The organism is Mesorhizobium sp. M4B.F.Ca.ET.214.01.1.1 (assembly GCF_004791545.1).
Lineage (GTDB): Bacteria > Pseudomonadota > Alphaproteobacteria > Rhizobiales > Rhizobiaceae > Mesorhizobium > Mesorhizobium abyssinicae.
The window spans coordinates 293329-308238 of the sequence record NZ_SRUX01000007.1; the positions used below are offsets into that span (position 1 = coordinate 293329).

Below are 14910 nucleotides of genomic sequence, written 5' to 3' on the forward strand. Positions count from 1 at the left end.
TCATGGCTGTTGCATCTGCCTGCAGCGGCAAGCAGTCCGCGCTTGATCCGCACGGCGGTCCTGCAATTCATGTCGAACACCTGATCATCGGTATAGTCGCCGTGTGCACGGTGATCTGGATCGTGGTGATCGTCGTGCTTGGCTTGGCGCTCCTGCGGAGCCGCCGCGCCGGAGCGGAAGACGCAAACTCCGAGGGCCGGCTGACAACAGTGGTGTTCGCGGCGGTCGCGGCCAGCGTTGTCATCATTGCCGGTCTGACGATTGCAAGCTTCTACACCACCCGCAACATTGGTGTTCCGGGGAGCGCGGCCCTCACGATCACGGTGCGGGGACAGCAATGGTGGTGGCAGGTATTCTACGCCGGCTCCGATGCGTCGCGCGGCTTTCAGACGGCCAACGAAATCCACATCCCCGTGGGGACGGATGTCCAGGTCCGGCTTGAAGGCGTCGATGTCATCCATTCGTTCTGGGTGCCAAGCCTCGCCGGAAAGCAAGACGTTGTCCCGGGCCGGTCCAACAGTTTGCTGCTGCGTGCCGAAAAGCCGGGGGCGTATCGGGGCCAATGCGCGGAATTCTGCGGCTTGCAGCACAGCCACATGGCAGTCCTGGTGATCGCCGAGGCGCCGGCCGACTTTGAACGCTGGGCTGCGTCGCAACGTGGTGATGCATTGACGCCGGCCGATCCGGATGCGGCCGCTGGGCAAGTGGCTTTTCTGGCCAAGCCCTGTTCGGCCTGCCACACGGTACGCGGTACGGCCGCCAAAGGCACGACCGGACCAGACCTCACTCACATCGGCGGACGTCAGACGATCGCGGCCGGGCTGCTGGAAACCACGCGTGGTTCGTTGGCGGCCTGGATTGCCGATCCCCAGACGCTCAAACCCGGGAACAATATGCCGATGGTGCCGCTGACCAGCGTCGAGCTGCAAAATATCTCCGCCTACATGGAGAGCCTGAAATGACGTCAAGAAATGCCGGCGCGCTTCGTGACACAGCATTCGACGCTGCTGAAATCGACCGTCGACTTGCGGCGATCTGGTCGACAACGCCGGGCGTGTGGGGTGCCCTTGCCACGGTCGATCACAAAGTCATCGGCCGACGCTACATCACCACTGCCTTTGTCTTCCTGGCGCTTGGCGGATTGCTGTCCCTGCTAATGCGATTGCAACTGGCGCAACCCGAAGCTCGCTTCATCGGGCCCGATCGCTACAACCAGCTTTTCACCATGCACGGCACGAACATGATGTTCCTGTTCGCCGTGCCCGTCATGCAAGCGATGGCGGTCTACCTCGTGCCCTTGATGGTTGGGACCAGAAACATCGCCTTTCCGCGTCTCAATGCATTCTCTTATTGGATGTATCTCGCCGGCGGCTTGCTTCTATGGATCGCCTTTGTGCTCGATACCGGACCGGATGTCGGCTGGTTCGCCTATGTCCCGCTCTCCGGTCCCCAATACGCGGCGGGAAAGCGGGCCGACATCTGGGCGCAGATGATCACCTTCACCGAAGTCTCCGCGCTCGCTGTAGCCGTCGAGATCGTCGTGACTGTCTTCAAGCACCGCGCGCCAGGAATGTCTCTCGACCGTATCCCGTTGTTCGTCTGGTCGATGCTGGTCACGTCGTTTGTTGTCATCCTGGCGATGCCAGCGATCATGGTCGCAAGCACGGCCCTTATTCTCGACCGACTGGTCGAGACACATTTCTTCAATCCGGCCGAAGGCGGCGATGTACTGCTATGGCAACACCTGTTCTGGTTTTTCGGACACCCGGAGGTTTACATCATCTTCCTGCCGGCGGTGGGGATGGTATCGACAATCGTCGCGACGTTTACGCGTCGGCCGGTGTTCGGCTATCTGGCCATGGTGATGGCATTGATCGCCACAGGTATCCTGGCCTTTGGGCTTTGGGTCCATCATATGTTCGTGGCCGGCCTTCCCCGGTTGGGAGAGAGCTTTTTCACCGCCTCGAGCATGGCGATCGCGGTTCCGGCGGGACTGCAGATATTCTGTTGGCTCGCGACGATATGGGCAGGCAGACCGATCTTCACGACGCCATTCTTGTTCGCAATCGGGTTCATCGTCACCTTCGTCATCGGTGGTCTGACCGGAGTGATGGTGGCGTCTGTGCCGTTCGACACCCAAGTCCACGACACCTATTTCGTCGTCGCGCATTTTCACTACGTCCTGGTCGGCGGCGCGGTCTTTCCTTTGCTCGGTGCGCTCTACTACTGGTTCCCGAAGCTGACTGGGCGGTTGATGAGCGAGACACTCGGACGCTGGGTGTTCGGCCTGATCTTCGTGGGCTTCAACCTGACTTTTTTTCCCATGCATATCCTCGGCCTGCAGGGCATGCCGCGCCGGATCTACACCTACCAGCCAGAGATGCCATGGTCCGGCCTGAATATGTTCATCAGCCTCAGCGCGGTCATCCTTGCTGGCGGCTTTCTTTTGTTTTTCATCGACGTCATACGCAGTGCGAGGACAGGCGCCGTCGCGTCGTCCAACCCTTGGGAGGCCTCGACGCTCGAATGGGCCACCTCGTCCCCACCACCGCCGTACAACTTCGCCCGGCTACCGGTGGTCGGCGGCCTTGATCCCCTGTCGGACCGCCGAGATGTCCTTCCCGTTGCTGCGGGCCTGCGCGTCGACCGTCGTGAGCTGTTGGTCAGCAGCATCGTTGAAGCGACCCCGGAGGCGCGTGAAGCGTCATCCGGGGATTCGATCTGGCCGCTATTGGCGGCAATCGCCACCACCGCGACGCTGATCTGGTCGATATTCACACCTTGGGCGGTGGTCTGGGGATCGATACCAATCGCGATTGCACTCATTGGCTGGTTCTGGCCCAAGGGCGTGCCGGAGGACGAGTCATGAAGGAAGGCGTGGTGCTTGACCTGACGGACCTTCCCCCGCATGGCCTCGGCACCGCGAGCTTGTCCTGGTGGGGGACGCTCGCATTCATGCTTATTGAAGCCACTGGCTTTGCGCTTTCCATCGTCGTCTACCTCTATCTCATGAGCCTGGCACCACGCTGGCCTCCGGATGCCCCGCCGCCCGATCTGCTGCCTGGGACGACGCTGACGGTTTTGCTGGTGGCGAGCTTGTTTCCGAACATCTTGTTGGCACGCTGGGCGCGTGACCAGGACTTGCGGAAGGTGCGTATCGGGCTGATCATCATGTCCCTGATCGGAATAGCGCCGCTTGTCCTGCGTGCCTTCGAGTTTCCGGCGATGCATATCCAGTGGGATCAGAATGCCTACGGCTCGATCGTGTGGGTCATGCTCGGCCTGCACACCACCCACATCCTGACCGATCTGGTGGAGACATTGGTGCTGACTTGCCTGATGTTTTCGCGGCATGGCGACAATCCGCGGCGCTTTGGGGATGTCAGCGACAATGTGATGTACTGGAACTTCGTCGTGGCGACCTGGTTGCCAATGTATGCCTGCCTCTATTGGGCTCCACGGCTTTGACCAAAAGTTGGCTCCCAAACGCTGGACTCCTTGTGCCGCCCATAAGCTGGGCGCTCAGCACCCAGCTTGGGCAGATCACACCCTACATCGATTGCCGGCAAAGTTTTTCCTGGACCGCCGCCTTGTGCGGCATCCTTCTCGTTGCGTCGGTCGCCGGCGTCGCCGCATCTCGGGTGACGTCAAACGGATTGGTCAAATCGAAGCGATTTGTCGTTGACGCAGGTTTCCTGGTCGCACTGGCGTTTGTCTTTGCGTTGTCGTTGCAGGAGGCGGCCACGATGCTGCTCGACCCATGCCAGCGCTGATCCGCATACTGTTCTTCTTCATGATCGCTTCCCCGGCAATGGCGCACGGCGACGAGACCCATGGTTCTGGCTATCCCTGGACCTTTGACCCGTGGATCGTCGTGCCACTTGCGATGCTTGCACTACTCTACGGAGCGGGCGTGACAAGGCTGGCACGGCGCGCGCGGCAACCCGGCGGCATGCTCATGCGCGCTTTGCTCTACTGTAGCGGCTGGCTGACACTGGCGGCGGCGCTGCTGTCGCCGCTTCACTGGCTAGGTGAGCACCTTTATACATTCCATATGATCGAGCACGAGATGGTCATGGCCGTCTCGGCACCTTTGATCGTGCTTGCGCGCCCGGTTGGCATCCTGATGTGGGGGCTGCCAGGACGAGCGCGTCGCGTGGCTGCATCAGGGATGTGTTCGCCCCTGGTTCGCGGTCCGTGGGACTGGTGTACGGGCACCTTGAATGCGACCATCGTTCATGGCTTCGCGATCTGGGCCTGGCACCTGCCGGTATTGTTCGACGCGGCCGTCACCAACACTGCCCTGCATCGCGTCCAGCATCTTTGCTTCTTTGTGACAGCGATATTGTTCTGGTGGGCGATGATCTGGCGGAGTGATTACGGCGCCTCGGCCTGGCATCTGTTCGCGACCATGGTTCACACGAGTATTCTGGGTGCCTTGATCGCTCTCGCTCCACGCGTGCTCTACATCGCGCAGACCCGCACCGCCATGGCCTGGGGGCTGACGCCTCTGGAAGACCAGCAATTGGCGGGCATGATCATGTGGGTGCCCGCCGGCACGATCTATGCGGTGGCGGCAATGGCGATGCTTGCGCTCTGGATTCTGGGATCGAGTGAACGAAGAGCTCAAAATGCCTGACCAGCCGACACCTCTCTCAGGCCGGACCGCATTAATAGGCATTGCCCTCGTCGCGGCATCGGCCGCTTTTGCCACAATCAATATCGCGCGCGACAACCACAGCCGGGCGGCCGTAGCCAAAGCGATCACCGACGGCGATCCCGCACGCGCACCGGAAATCTTCCGACGATACGGCTGCTCCGGCTGCCACACTATTGAGGGGATACCGGGAGCCGACGGCCAGACAGGCGCGCCTCTCACTGGGCTGTCGAAGCGGCTGTACATCGCGGGCGTACTGGAAAACAATTCCGACAACCTTGTCGCATGGATCGTTTCGCCCCGGAGCTTCTCCCCGCGGACTGCGATGCCGGCGACCGGTATCTCGCAACAGGAAGCCAAAGACCTCGCAGCGTATCTCTACGCACAATGAAGCGGATGAAATGTCACTTCATGCTTTCCCTGGAATTGCTTCAAGGGCGCGGCGTGGCAATCGGTGGCAGACGTTTGATGTAACGTGCAATCGCCTGGCGGTCGCTGTCAGGCAGCATTGCCGTATTCGTCACTACATCGGCCATCGAGGATCCGACGCGACCGTGGCTGGGCGTTTCCCCAGTTTTGAGCATCGTCGCGATGTCGTTCTCTGTCCATCCGCTCAATCTGTGCTGCGTGATGTTTGGCACGAATCCCGTTCCTTGAGGATCGATGCCACCGGCAAATCGAGTGTCCGACTTGATGGCGCCAAAAGCGTTGCGGGTCGAATGGCACTCAGCGCAATGCGAGACGGACTCGACGAGATACGCGCCGCGATCATGCACGGGATCTCCGTCGAGGCGCGCAGAGGTCGTGCCTTGGCGAAAGAACATCATTTTCCAAATGCCCATGGACCGCCGGATGCCGAACAGGATCGCAGGATCATGCGGTGGCGCACGCCCCGAAACCTTGGGAAGCGTCCTGAGATAGGCGTGCAGGTCCCTGACGTCCTCGGCCGTCATGCTGGTAAAGCTCGTGTAGGGAAAAGAAGGGTAGTAGTGTTGACGCTCTGGCGACACGCCGCCGAGGAGTGCATTTGCCAAGTCGGTGACGGTCCATGCGCCAATGCCATCCACCGGATCGGGAGATATGTTGGGAGGCCGAAAGGTGCCGAATGGTGAAGCGAGCGCCATCCCGCCGCCCAGCTTTAGGCGATCGGATTGCCCCGGTGTCGCATGACAGGAAGCGCAATCCCCTGCCGCGAAGACGAGCTCACCATGCGCGACATCGACCGGGCCTTCAAATTGCTGATCCTGGTTCGAGAAAGGGGGCTGCGCCCCGGTCATGTACCACAAGACCGTACCAACGCCGCTTGCACATAGGAAAACTGTGAGAGCAATTTTCCACACTGAGCTCGCCATGACGTGCCGCAAGCTGTTGGACGACCATGCCTTGCCCTTGCCGTCAATTCCCGCCTTCATATGAGAAAGTTGCTCGAGGGTGCATCGCAGCCGAGGTCTGGTTGGATCGGAGATATCGAGCTTCTCCCAGGGAATGCGGTACAGGCAGTCGCGGTGGCGCAAGCCAAACAAGTCCAGCATCGCGACGCCAATTGCCGAGGCAGAGAGGCGCTCGAAAGCAGCGAAAATGCCGACGTGGAATTCGGTTACGACGAGATCGTCACCATCACGCTCGGCGCGTATCTCCTCAATGTGACCGACGCTTTTGCCGCGCAGCGATAGCACCCTTCGACCGGCAAGATGTTCGAGGTTGACGGAGGCCATGGTCAAGCTCCTGGAATGCGGCCGATAATGTGATCGCGCAGCCAGTCCTGCCAATCGAAGATCGCCGTCCGCCGCACATCAACGTCGACTTCGATGTCGACACCGATATTTCGCACCTTCTTCCACGCTATGCGGTGCGGCTCGGCATGGCGTTCGCCGCCAAGCCTTGCCGCGAGCCAGGCCACCCAGCGTCCCGGTCGCGAACCAAGGCGGCGCGCCAGCGTGATCGAGCCAAGCTCGACCGCGACGATCCTGGGCGGTTTGCCGTGCCTCAACTCGGCCACCAATCCGTCCACCTTTCCGATCTTGACCTGCCTGCGGTCGACGACCTGTTTGTCCAGTAGATCGCGCAGCAGATCCATCACGAGCCTCCGAATATCTGCAAGGGTATGGCCACCACGGCAAGGACGAAACCCAGCGCAATGACGAAGATCACCGCGGCATTCGAAATCATGCCGTTGCGATGGTCGCCGACATAACGTTCATCGTTGAGCAGGAAGAGGAATGGCACCACGGTCAGGGGCAGGCTGGCTGCCGTGACTGCCATGGAGAAGATCGTGAGTTTCAGCGGGTCGAGGCCAAGGCCTATTGGTATGGCGGCAAGAAGCAGCGAGATCGTATAGACGCTGCAGAAGCCGGGATCTTCGCGTGGTTTCCTGTCTTCTCCCCACGTCCAGCCGAAGCCTTGCGCGACGAGGTAGGCCTGCTGCAGGGCGATTTCGAGCGCCGCGCCGAAACAGGCTATGGCAAGCGAAGCGACAAAAAGGACAAAGCCCCAGAACCCGAATATCGGGATCAGGAGCAGTGGCAGTTGATGATAATCATCGACCTGGTTAACTCCGTGCTCGCCTAAGACCAGCGCGGCCACGATCAGCACACTGACCGAGATGGTGCCACCAAAGCTCATGCCGAGGCCCGCAATTGCGCGATTCGTGCCGAGATAGGTCTTGTCCCAGTGGTCCTCGACGGCGCCTGAGGAATAGAACATGAAGAGGTAGGGGGATATCGACGCGCCCAGAATGCTGACTGCCATGAACCAGTAGCTTTCAGCGTCATGATCCGGCAAGCTCGGCACGGCGCCAGCCGCAACCTGTTTCCAATCCGGCTTCAGCATCACCGCCGCGACCACGAAGCAGAGCGTGACAAGACCGAGGACCGCCACGCCCTTCTCGATGAACCCGAAGGTGCCTTTCCATAAGAACAGCCACGCCAGGAATGCCACTGGTATTGCCCACCATTGAAAGCCGATCCCTGTCGCAAGGTCAGCCGCGATGGCAACGCCGCCGATCTCTGCCGACATCACCATGAAATTGACCAGCAAGGTGGCCAGCAACGGCCATAGGAAGGTGTTGAAGCCGAACCTCTCGCGGATTCCGTCGGCGATCGTGTGGCCGCTGACGGCCGCGAACCGGCCCGCCATCTCGACCAGGAAGATGATGCAGATGGTGCCGAGGAGGATGGCCCAGATCAGCCGCAAGCCGAAAGTGGCGCCGGCTTGCGCGGCTGTCGCCATTGATCCGACTTCAAGAAAGCCGCCAACGCTGGTGACGATACCAAGCGAGATTTCGAGCAGCTTCTTCATGATTTCGGCGCGAAATATTTGGCATAGGCGGCGGCCAGGTTCGCCGTGGCCGCCCGAAGTTCCTGCCGCGCCTGACTCACTTGCCGCAGGTTGCCAGCCTCTACCCCCGCTTGAGCGTCCTTGGCCGCAGCCGACAGCTGACCGACCGCCGTTACGACCTCGCGCCGCTTGGGGGATTCAGGAGGATTGTCAGATTCTATCTGACGACCGACCTCGACAAGCGCCTCGGCCGTCGATTGCAATGTGGCCGATGCATAGTTTGAAGGAGCCGCGCCGGCGGCCCAGGCGTCCATGACCATCACCGCTGTCTGCGAAGCCGACGCCGCGATTTTTGATTCCTGCTCGACGGGTCCGGACGACGAACAGGCAGCCAAGGCGAGCATGGTCGACAACAGGCATGAACGGCAAACCCGATAGCAGTCGTCATCGACAATGCCTACAGTCAGCGGCATGGCCTCCGGCCAGCCCGAGTAATGGTGTCTGCTTGAAGCATTCAGAGATGGGCAACGGGTGCATGGTGCGGCTCCATCTGCCTGATCGGATCTGAAGCTGGTTATCAGGGACATCACGAATCCCGATCTAAGGATTTCGGCCTCCCGGGAAGGGTATGACATCGCTAGGCAGGTTGCATTTCGAAAGCCTGTGTGGATTGGGACCGGCCGGCTCGCTTCTACCTCGGCCAAGGGGTCGCAACGTCACAACGCCTTGCGCCGACAAAGCAGCTTGTTGTCTGAAAAGATGCACAAGTTCGGGGTGGAGTCCGTCCCCTCGACGAGAGGCCACGTCGTGAAGAAATACGAAGAACTGCATCATATGCCTTTCCACGCTGGCGTCGCCCCTCGTACCAACGCCGGTCTCCTGCATCATCGCAATCCGGGTTGGAAATGCGGGACGATCAAGTCGCATCCCAGGCTTGGGTTTGGCCTCTCCTGGTTCATCATGGAGTGTAAAGCTGCCGGGGCGCGAAGGTTCCGCCTCGTCTCATAAATTCAGCTGACAGGAACGACCTCAGTGGAGAGATAGGTCGACGGCGGTTCCGCCCGGGCCAAGACTGGCTTCCGCCAAAGCTGCGATCGATTTCTCTTCGCCCCCAGGAGACGCTCGGCTACTTCTTTAGCGATGCTTTCCGCTTCCATCGCCACCATCACAATGGAATGGATCTCGATGTGACCGTAGGACGGAAACCACATTTCCGTTCGAACGTTCAAGCCAGATGGACACAGTCGAGATTGCCTCCCGGACCGCCGCCGTCGAACGAACAGGTGGATGTCTCTGCGGCAGTATCCGTTATCGAGTGACTGGCGATCCGCGCGTTCACTACTGTCACTGTGACATGTGCCGCCGCGCGACCGGCAGCGCCTTCGCCGTGTTGGCCTGGACGTCCTCGTCCAACCTGTCATGGCTCAGCGAGGAGCCTGCCTATCGCACATCTTCGCCCATCGCCCGGAGGGGATTCTGCGGAGCATGCGGTTCTCCGTTGACCCTTTCCTACGCCGCCGCCGAGGGCGAAGTCGCTCTGCATGTCGGAACCTTTGACAATCCTGAAGGTCTGGAACCGCAATACAATTACGGGTCCTCGCAGCGGCTTGCCTGGGTTTGCTGTGGCGTTGACTTGCCGCATCACGACACGGAAGAGCGATGGTAGCGGAATCCGATCATGAGTTTCCGCTCACTGTGGACACGCCGCCGATGGAAGCCCGGACTGCCGACACGCTGCCAGAGGGCAACGGCATCTGGCAGTATGAGCCCAAGTGGGATGGCTTTCGCTGCCTTGCCTTCAAAGGAAGAAAGGCGGTCGATCTCAGGGCGAAATCCGGCAAGCCGCTTGGCCGCTATTTTCCCGAACTGACGGCGCTTCTGGGCGAGCTCGAAGCACAGGATTTCGTCGTAGACGGCGAGATCATAATCGAGATCGAAGGACGCGCATCGTTTGACGCGCTGCAGATGCGGCTTCACCCGGCTGAGAGCCGTATCCGGAAGCTGAGCAGACAAACGCCTGCGCGGATAGTCCTCTTCGATACCCTTGCCGCGCCCGGAGGCAAGATCGTTCTCGAAAGGCCGTTGCGGGAACGACGCGGGGCAACCGAAGATTTTGTCGCTCGGGCGGAGAATGAGGCGCTGCGACTTTCGTCGGCAACCACGAGTATCGCCAACGCCAACAAGTGGCTGCAGGGTGCTGGCCACGGTTCGACCGACGGGGTCGTCGCCAAGATGCTCGACCAACCCTATCGGCCAGGCGAGCGTGCGATGGTCAAGGTCAAGCGGCTGCGCACCGCAGACTGCGTGGTTGGCGGGTTCCGCTACCTGAACCGCAAGCGCCAGGTCGGGTCGCTCCTGCTGGGCCTCTATAACGACAATGGCTTGCTCGACCATGTCGGCTTCACTTCGACCATCAGCAATGAAGATCGGCAGGCGATCACCGTGAAGCTCGAGGAATTGCGCGGCGGACCCGGCTTCTCAGGCAAGGCGCCGGGCGGGCCAAGCCGCTGGAGCACGGAACGCAGCGGCGAATGGGAGCCGGTGCGGCCGGAACTGGTCGTCGAGGTGCGCTTCGACCATATTACCAGCGACCGTTTCCGCCACGGAACCAGGCTTTTGCGCTGGCGGCCCGACAAGGCGCCGCGCCAGTGCACGTTCGAGCAGATCGAGTAGTGGCCTAGCAATCGCGACGAATGTTGTCTGCCATTGCGCATTCACTTTTTGCGCAAGGTTCGCAAAGTAATCGAATAGCGGTGTTCGGTCAGGGGCGGGATGCTGTGCTCCCATTCATCGCGCGCCGGGCCGCTCAAGAGGTAAGCCGACCGCGGCTCGACAATGATTGTCTTGCGGTCCCATTTCGTGCCGTTCTTGCGCCGGAGTCGGAAGCTGCAGGGAGCAAGAAGAGATACGCCGGCCACCGTCTCGAAATGCGGCTTGTCGCGATGCCAGCCAATGCCCGCGCCCGGTCGATACTCGTTGATCAGAACCTGCTCGAAAGCGCTTTCCGGCAACCCGCCGAAAGTCGCTACCTTGCGCCTTAGCGTCATCAAGAAATCTGGTATCGGGGGCGCCTCGACCACCTGGCGCCGATCGTAGTCGTAACGCAGGCCGAAACCGATCACCTGCCGATTTGCCAGGTGGCCATGGAAATCGAAAGGCTGGAAAGGGAGCCTCTGAAGGTGGCGCAGCAGGTCCGTTTCTTCATCCGCCGTGACAAGGTTCGCCTGATAGCGAAACCCTTCTGGCAGATCATCGGCCGCGGCGAACAGGTCGGGCTGGTCAACATTCACGCCGGCCAGAGCTTTGGATTTTAGAGATGGCATGCACAATAGCTGGTCAAGCTGCTCCCTGAGCGCAAGGCCTACGACGCGGCGGATCCGCATACTAACGTTCCCCCGTGCCGTGGACGCCAAGGCGTCATGGTTTGCAGCCGGTGGCCGTGCCTGGCCGCCCTGCCCTTTCGGTCGCCGCCTGAATGGCAAGCGCCGCAGTACTCAGTGCAAGAGGAGGGTCCTCAACCAAGCCAGGAAGCGGCTGCCATTGACGGTCCTGCGCACCCTGGCGGCGGCCCATTTGCCTTGCATGGTGGCGCCGACATGACAGCTGCAGACGATTTCGTGCAACTGCCAATCGCTGAGCTCGAAGAAGCGAAGGGCCTCTCCATAGGTGTCGTTTCTAAGTCCCGCGGCTTTCAGCAGCGGATCTTCCAAGGCAACTGAAATTGGCGATCCATCGGCTCGTGCGGCCTGGCGGGCGTCCAGACGCAGGCGTTCGGTGCCAGCAAGCGCGCCCAGGCATCGGCCGGGGTGCCGCTCGAGCAGTTCCGCCCAACGCTCGATCCGTTGCCTCCGGGTCATAACGGGGCTCTGCGCCAGCGGCTTGACGTCCGCGATCGCCTGCAGTTGTTCGAGGGTCTGGTGTTTCATAATCAGCTCCTGTTGATCGAGCATTCACCCAAGGGGTTTTCGCGACAAGCCTATCGGTCGGCTAAATAAGTGGCCTCCTCATCGTCACGCTGGCGTCCGCCAAGCGCCGCTGCGACGCTGGCAATAAAGGCGCCTACCACCATGGACAGGGCGCCAAGAAGGGCGAAGGTGGCGCCGGCTTTCCTGGCTGTGTCGGCCGCCTGCTGGGCCTTGATCTTTGCGTCCTTCACCTTGGCCATCATTGCATCTACCCGAGCCTTGGCATCGGCCTGCGGAAGCCCGGTGCGGGCGGCCACGAGTTGCGTCAGATAGGCGCTGTCGTCAGCCGCAAGTTCGCCGCCGTTCGCAGCAGTCGCGAGCAGGATGCGCGACGCCTGCGCGGTCGCTGCAGCTTCGTTCTGCGGATTGGCATCGACGGGCTTGGTCAGGTCGGCGGGGCGGAACAAGGCATCCACATAGTAGGACGTGCTGTCGAATGCTGAGCCGTCCTTGCTTGCGGCACCGGCCGAAGCCCCGGTCGCGGCGCCCGCGGCCACCGTCGAAACTGCCTGCACTCCAGAACCCAATGCCGCCGAAAGCGCTGAGCCGAGAACTCCCGCAACAAGAAGCGTGGCGAGTGCCCAGGCAAGGAAACCGTGAGCTGTGTCGCGGAAGTAGGTTTCATCGGTATGAATCCCCACCCATTTGGTGCGCAACCGACCCGTGAGATATCCACCGACGCCAGATGAAAGCCATTGCACGACCACCAGCCAGACTGCGGTGGACACAGCAAATGTCGTGGCCGACGCGCCGGCACCGGACCACGGCGAAACCATGCTCAGCCCAAGGCCAGAGCCCAACAACAGGAGAATGACTGTCAGGGTCGAAGCGGCGAAGGCGCCGGCAATGATCGGCCCCCAGTTCACTGCTGAAGATGAGGATTCTGTCGGTGCAGAGGCCTCGGCGGTCACAAGTGTTGCCTGCATCTGTGCCTCCTACCGCGCAAACAGCATGATGAGAATGATGATCGGAATGGGAATGCCGAGCAGCCAGAGCAAGATACCGCGACCCATGGAAGCCTCCTGTGGGTTAGTGTGTGATGATCTAACAATGTCGCTGCAGGTCTTCTGTTCCGTTGGCGGTAAGCCGGGTCATTTACAGGCGGCAAAGGCCTTCATGCCCTTCTTGATCGCCCTGCGAGCCTCGTCGGCATTCTGCCATCCCTTGAACTTGATGGTCTTGCCCGTACCCAGCACGGACGACAGGAAGAACTGCTCGATTTCGCGCCGCAGGTCATCTGGCACACGATCCGCCGCAACCGGTTCGGCAGCATCTTCCCTATGTGGAGAGAAGACATAGCGGTCGTTGCGCAAGGCCTCGCCACCGGAGTCTTTCTGCTTGACACGCAATGCACCCAACAGGTCGCATTTGATGACGATGCCAGGAGCGGAAGCCGCCTGGTGGATGACCAGCCCGTCGAGGGGATCGCCATCATCGCCCAAGGTGGAAGGGATAAAGCCCCAGTCGTAGGGATAAGTCATCCCGACCGGTAAGGGGCGGACATAACCGAAGGTCCGGGTTGCGCGATCGTAGGCGATTTTCGCCTCCGCACCACGCGGTGTTTCAATCACTACTCTGACAACCCGTTCGTCGTGGTTGGCAGCTTCAGATAATCGGGCATTGCGATGCTCTATCGCGGGGGGTGCTCCGGTTGGAACTTCAAGACGCGACGAATGTTCCGAAGGGCAGCGCGAGCCCAGCCGCAGTCCGACGCGTTGGGGCGAATGGGCGCTCAGGCGTCGAGCGGGCTCATCGCCGAGCCGGCTGCTGCCGCGGAACCAAAATTCCCGCAGTCGCTTTTACCGAATACGCGGCTGCCGGGCCGAGGCGGACGGTGGAGACATACGTGGCGCTTGAAGGTGCGGCGCGTGCGAATATCGGCATTCGCATCATGATAGTCACTGTGGTGGCGGTGCCGCTGCTCTTCGCGCTGAGCGGCCTTGCCATTCGCTATGCGGCTTTTGCCTCGGTATCGTCGGATACGGGTTTTGCGGCCTATGCTCAGGCGCTCTGCAGGTGGGACTGCGCCTGGTATGTCGACATCTCCGAAAAGGGCTATGAGCGCTTCCCAATTCCGAACGCAAGCAATGTCGGGCGCTGGGGCTTCTTCCCGCTCTATCCGCTTCTAGTGGCGGCGATCCGATCCGTCCTGCCCTTCCCCACGATCCTGATCGCGACGATCACGTCGCTGGCGTTGAGCTACGCAGCCTGCCTCGTGGCATGGCCGCTCGTGGGGAAGAACATGCGCGCCTACGTGCTCTATTGCGCCTTCCTGCTCAGTGGCCCGTTCTCGTTCCATTTCACCACTTTCCTCAGCGAGCCGCTCTTCGTGCTGCTTACCTCGTGCGTCTTCCTAGCGCTCAAGCGCTCCAACTATCTCGCCGCCGGGGTGGCCTCGGCGCTTCTGTCGGCAACGCGGCTCGTTGGCGTGCTAGCCGTGTTCGCCACCGTCATCCACATGTACGAGGAATATCGCGCGAAGGGCGGTTCGATCGTCGCCTTTCCTCGCTGGCTGCTCGGCCGGCCGGACCTTCTGGTCGCCATCTTCATCTCGCCCGCCGGTTTGTTCGCCTACATGCTCTTTCTCCATCTCACGGTCGGGGACGGCTTTGCCTTCCTCCACATCCAGCGCGCTTTCGGGCGCGTGGCGGGCAATCCGCTGCTGTTCCTGTGGGACGGCCTGTCCTACCACCCGAATGCCGGCTGGCTGCCCACGGCGCCGCAATGGAGCGCAATGACGGCAATTGCCGGCCTGGCGCTCTGCTTGGTGCTCGGGGCTCGCAGGCAATATGGCGCGGCCCTTTTCTGCGCCGTCAGCATCATCTTGCCGTTGACCACGAACCTTGCCTCGATGGTCAGATACGTCGTCGGGCTCGCGCCGCTGGCGATACTGGTAGCCGTCTTGCTGTCAGCGTCGAAGCTGACCTTCGTCGCGGCCTTGGCGCTGTTCCTCGCCGCCTGCTACTTCATGACGGTGGCGTGGATCGGAGGCTATCTTGCCTTGGTCTGAAG

The 14910-nt window shown here is 61.1% G+C and carries 16 protein-coding genes; 8 read left to right on the top strand and 8 right to left on the bottom strand.

The window, feature by feature from the left end; translation table 11 throughout:
* Nucleotides 1-2 precede the first annotated feature (2 nt).
* The 5 genes from coxB to EN857_RS16555 all read left to right on the top strand — a co-directional run bounded on the left by coxB (nt 3) and on the right by EN857_RS16555 (nt 5048).
* Entirely contained in the window at nt 3-962 is a 960-nt protein-coding gene (gene coxB / locus EN857_RS16530; RefSeq protein ID WP_127391140.1) for a cytochrome c oxidase subunit II, read from the top strand.
* On the top strand, nt 959-2869 hold the full coding sequence (gene ctaD / locus EN857_RS16535; protein WP_127391132.1) for a cytochrome c oxidase subunit I: 1911 nt from the start codon (nt 959-961) through the stop codon (nt 2867-2869). The genes coxB and ctaD overlap by 4 nt, the downstream gene beginning before the upstream one ends.
* The gene (locus EN857_RS16540; protein ID WP_127391131.1) at nt 2866-3468 is read left to right on the top strand and encodes a cytochrome c oxidase subunit 3; all 603 of its coding nucleotides are present in this window, start codon (nt 2866-2868) and stop codon (nt 3466-3468) included. Before ctaD ends, EN857_RS16540 begins: the two co-directional genes overlap by 4 nt.
* 325 nt (nt 3469-3793) lie before the next feature.
* The gene (locus EN857_RS16550) at nt 3794-4639 is read left to right on the top strand and encodes a cytochrome c oxidase assembly protein (RefSeq protein ID WP_245493266.1); all 846 of its coding nucleotides are present in this window, start codon (nt 3794-3796) and stop codon (nt 4637-4639) included.
* On the top strand, nt 4632-5048 hold the full coding sequence (locus EN857_RS16555; protein ID WP_127391139.1) for a c-type cytochrome: 417 nt from the start codon (nt 4632-4634) through the stop codon (nt 5046-5048). The genes EN857_RS16550 and EN857_RS16555 overlap by 8 nt, the downstream gene beginning before the upstream one ends.
* A gap of 40 nt (nt 5049-5088) precedes the next feature.
* Here EN857_RS16555 and EN857_RS34785 read toward each other — a convergent pair whose 3' ends face one another.
* The 4 genes from EN857_RS34785 to EN857_RS16575 all read right to left on the bottom strand — a co-directional run bounded on the left by EN857_RS34785 (nt 5089) and on the right by EN857_RS16575 (nt 8406).
* Nucleotides 5089-5934 (bottom strand): cytochrome c, encoded by an 846-nt coding sequence (locus EN857_RS34785; RefSeq protein WP_245493267.1) that lies wholly within the window; start codon nt 5932-5934, stop codon nt 5089-5091.
* Between the two features lie 440 nt (nt 5935-6374).
* The gene (locus EN857_RS16565) at nt 6375-6734 is read right to left on the bottom strand and encodes a hypothetical protein (protein WP_127391128.1); all 360 of its coding nucleotides are present in this window, start codon (nt 6732-6734) and stop codon (nt 6375-6377) included.
* Nucleotides 6734-7954 carry an Nramp family divalent metal transporter gene (locus EN857_RS16570; RefSeq protein WP_127391127.1) on the bottom strand — a complete coding sequence of 407 codons (1221 nt, stop codon included), beginning with the start codon at nt 7952-7954 and terminating at the stop codon, nt 6734-6736. Before EN857_RS16570 ends, EN857_RS16565 begins: the two co-directional genes overlap by 1 nt.
* On the bottom strand, nt 7951-8406 hold the full coding sequence (locus tag EN857_RS16575; RefSeq protein ID WP_127391126.1) for a hypothetical protein: 456 nt from the start codon (nt 8404-8406) through the stop codon (nt 7951-7953). Before EN857_RS16575 ends, EN857_RS16570 begins: the two co-directional genes overlap by 4 nt.
* Nucleotides 8407-9167: 761 nt before the next feature.
* On the opposite strand from EN857_RS16575, the gene EN857_RS16580 reads away from it, so the two are divergent.
* Complete coding sequence (locus EN857_RS16580) at nt 9168-9599, top strand: GFA family protein (protein WP_127308755.1); 432 nt, start codon at nt 9168-9170, stop codon at nt 9597-9599.
* Nucleotides 9593-10606, top strand: a complete 1014-nt coding sequence (locus tag EN857_RS16585; RefSeq protein WP_127391125.1) for an ATP-dependent DNA ligase — start codon at nt 9593-9595, stop codon at nt 10604-10606. The genes EN857_RS16580 and EN857_RS16585 overlap by 7 nt, the downstream gene beginning before the upstream one ends.
* Before the next feature lie 41 nt (nt 10607-10647).
* Here the strand turns inward: EN857_RS16585 and EN857_RS16590 are convergent, their stop codons facing one another.
* From EN857_RS16590 to EN857_RS16605, 4 genes are all read right to left on the bottom strand, one after another.
* On the bottom strand, nt 10648-11256 hold the full coding sequence (locus tag EN857_RS16590) for an alpha-ketoglutarate-dependent dioxygenase AlkB (RefSeq protein ID WP_127391138.1): 609 nt from the start codon (nt 11254-11256) through the stop codon (nt 10648-10650).
* A 171-nt stretch (nt 11257-11427) separates the two neighbouring features.
* A complete protein-coding gene (locus tag EN857_RS16595; RefSeq protein ID WP_127391124.1) occupies nt 11428-11859 on the bottom strand; it encodes a hypothetical protein in 432 nt (143 codons plus the stop codon).
* A 50-nt stretch (nt 11860-11909) separates the two neighbouring features.
* Nucleotides 11910-12824, bottom strand: coding sequence for a hypothetical protein (locus tag EN857_RS16600; protein ID WP_127391123.1), 915 nt, complete (start codon nt 12822-12824; stop codon nt 11910-11912).
* A gap of 165 nt (nt 12825-12989) precedes the next feature.
* Nucleotides 12990-13469, bottom strand: coding sequence for an inorganic diphosphatase (locus tag EN857_RS16605; RefSeq protein ID WP_245508990.1), 480 nt, complete (start codon nt 13467-13469; stop codon nt 12990-12992).
* A gap of 275 nt (nt 13470-13744) precedes the next feature.
* On the opposite strand from EN857_RS16605, the gene EN857_RS16610 reads away from it, so the two are divergent.
* The gene (locus EN857_RS16610) at nt 13745-14908 is read left to right on the top strand and encodes a hypothetical protein (RefSeq protein ID WP_127391122.1); all 1164 of its coding nucleotides are present in this window, start codon (nt 13745-13747) and stop codon (nt 14906-14908) included.
* The last annotated feature ends 2 nt before the right edge of the window (nt 14909-14910 follow it).

Coding starts and splice junctions, on each gene's coding strand:
- EN857_RS34785 (WP_245493267.1), bottom strand. CDS start 5,934: ATGACCGGGGCGCAGCCCCCTTTCTCGAACCAGGATCAGCAATTTGAA.
- ctaD (WP_127391132.1), top strand. CDS start 959: ATGACGTCAAGAAATGCCGGCGCGCTTCGTGACACAGCATTCGACGCT.
- EN857_RS16580 (WP_127308755.1), top strand. CDS start 9,168: ATGGACACAGTCGAGATTGCCTCCCGGACCGCCGCCGTCGAACGAACA.
- EN857_RS16585 (WP_127391125.1), top strand. CDS start 9,593: ATGGTAGCGGAATCCGATCATGAGTTTCCGCTCACTGTGGACACGCCG.
- EN857_RS16550 (WP_245493266.1), top strand. CDS start 3,794: ATGATCGCTTCCCCGGCAATGGCGCACGGCGACGAGACCCATGGTTCT.
- EN857_RS16600 (WP_127391123.1), bottom strand. CDS start 12,824: ATGCAGGCAACACTTGTGACCGCCGAGGCCTCTGCACCGACAGAATCC.
- EN857_RS16555 (WP_127391139.1), top strand. CDS start 4,632: ATGCCTGACCAGCCGACACCTCTCTCAGGCCGGACCGCATTAATAGGC.
- coxB (WP_127391140.1), top strand. CDS start 3: ATGGCTGTTGCATCTGCCTGCAGCGGCAAGCAGTCCGCGCTTGATCCG.
- EN857_RS16540 (WP_127391131.1), top strand. CDS start 2,866: ATGAAGGAAGGCGTGGTGCTTGACCTGACGGACCTTCCCCCGCATGGC.
- EN857_RS16565 (WP_127391128.1), bottom strand. CDS start 6,734: ATGGATCTGCTGCGCGATCTACTGGACAAACAGGTCGTCGACCGCAGG.
- EN857_RS16570 (WP_127391127.1), bottom strand. CDS start 7,954: ATGAAGAAGCTGCTCGAAATCTCGCTTGGTATCGTCACCAGCGTTGGC.
- EN857_RS16595 (WP_127391124.1), bottom strand. CDS start 11,859: ATGAAACACCAGACCCTCGAACAACTGCAGGCGATCGCGGACGTCAAG.
- EN857_RS16575 (WP_127391126.1), bottom strand. CDS start 8,406: ATGCCGCTGACTGTAGGCATTGTCGATGACGACTGCTATCGGGTTTGC.
- EN857_RS16590 (WP_127391138.1), bottom strand. CDS start 11,256: ATGCCATCTCTAAAATCCAAAGCTCTGGCCGGCGTGAATGTTGACCAG.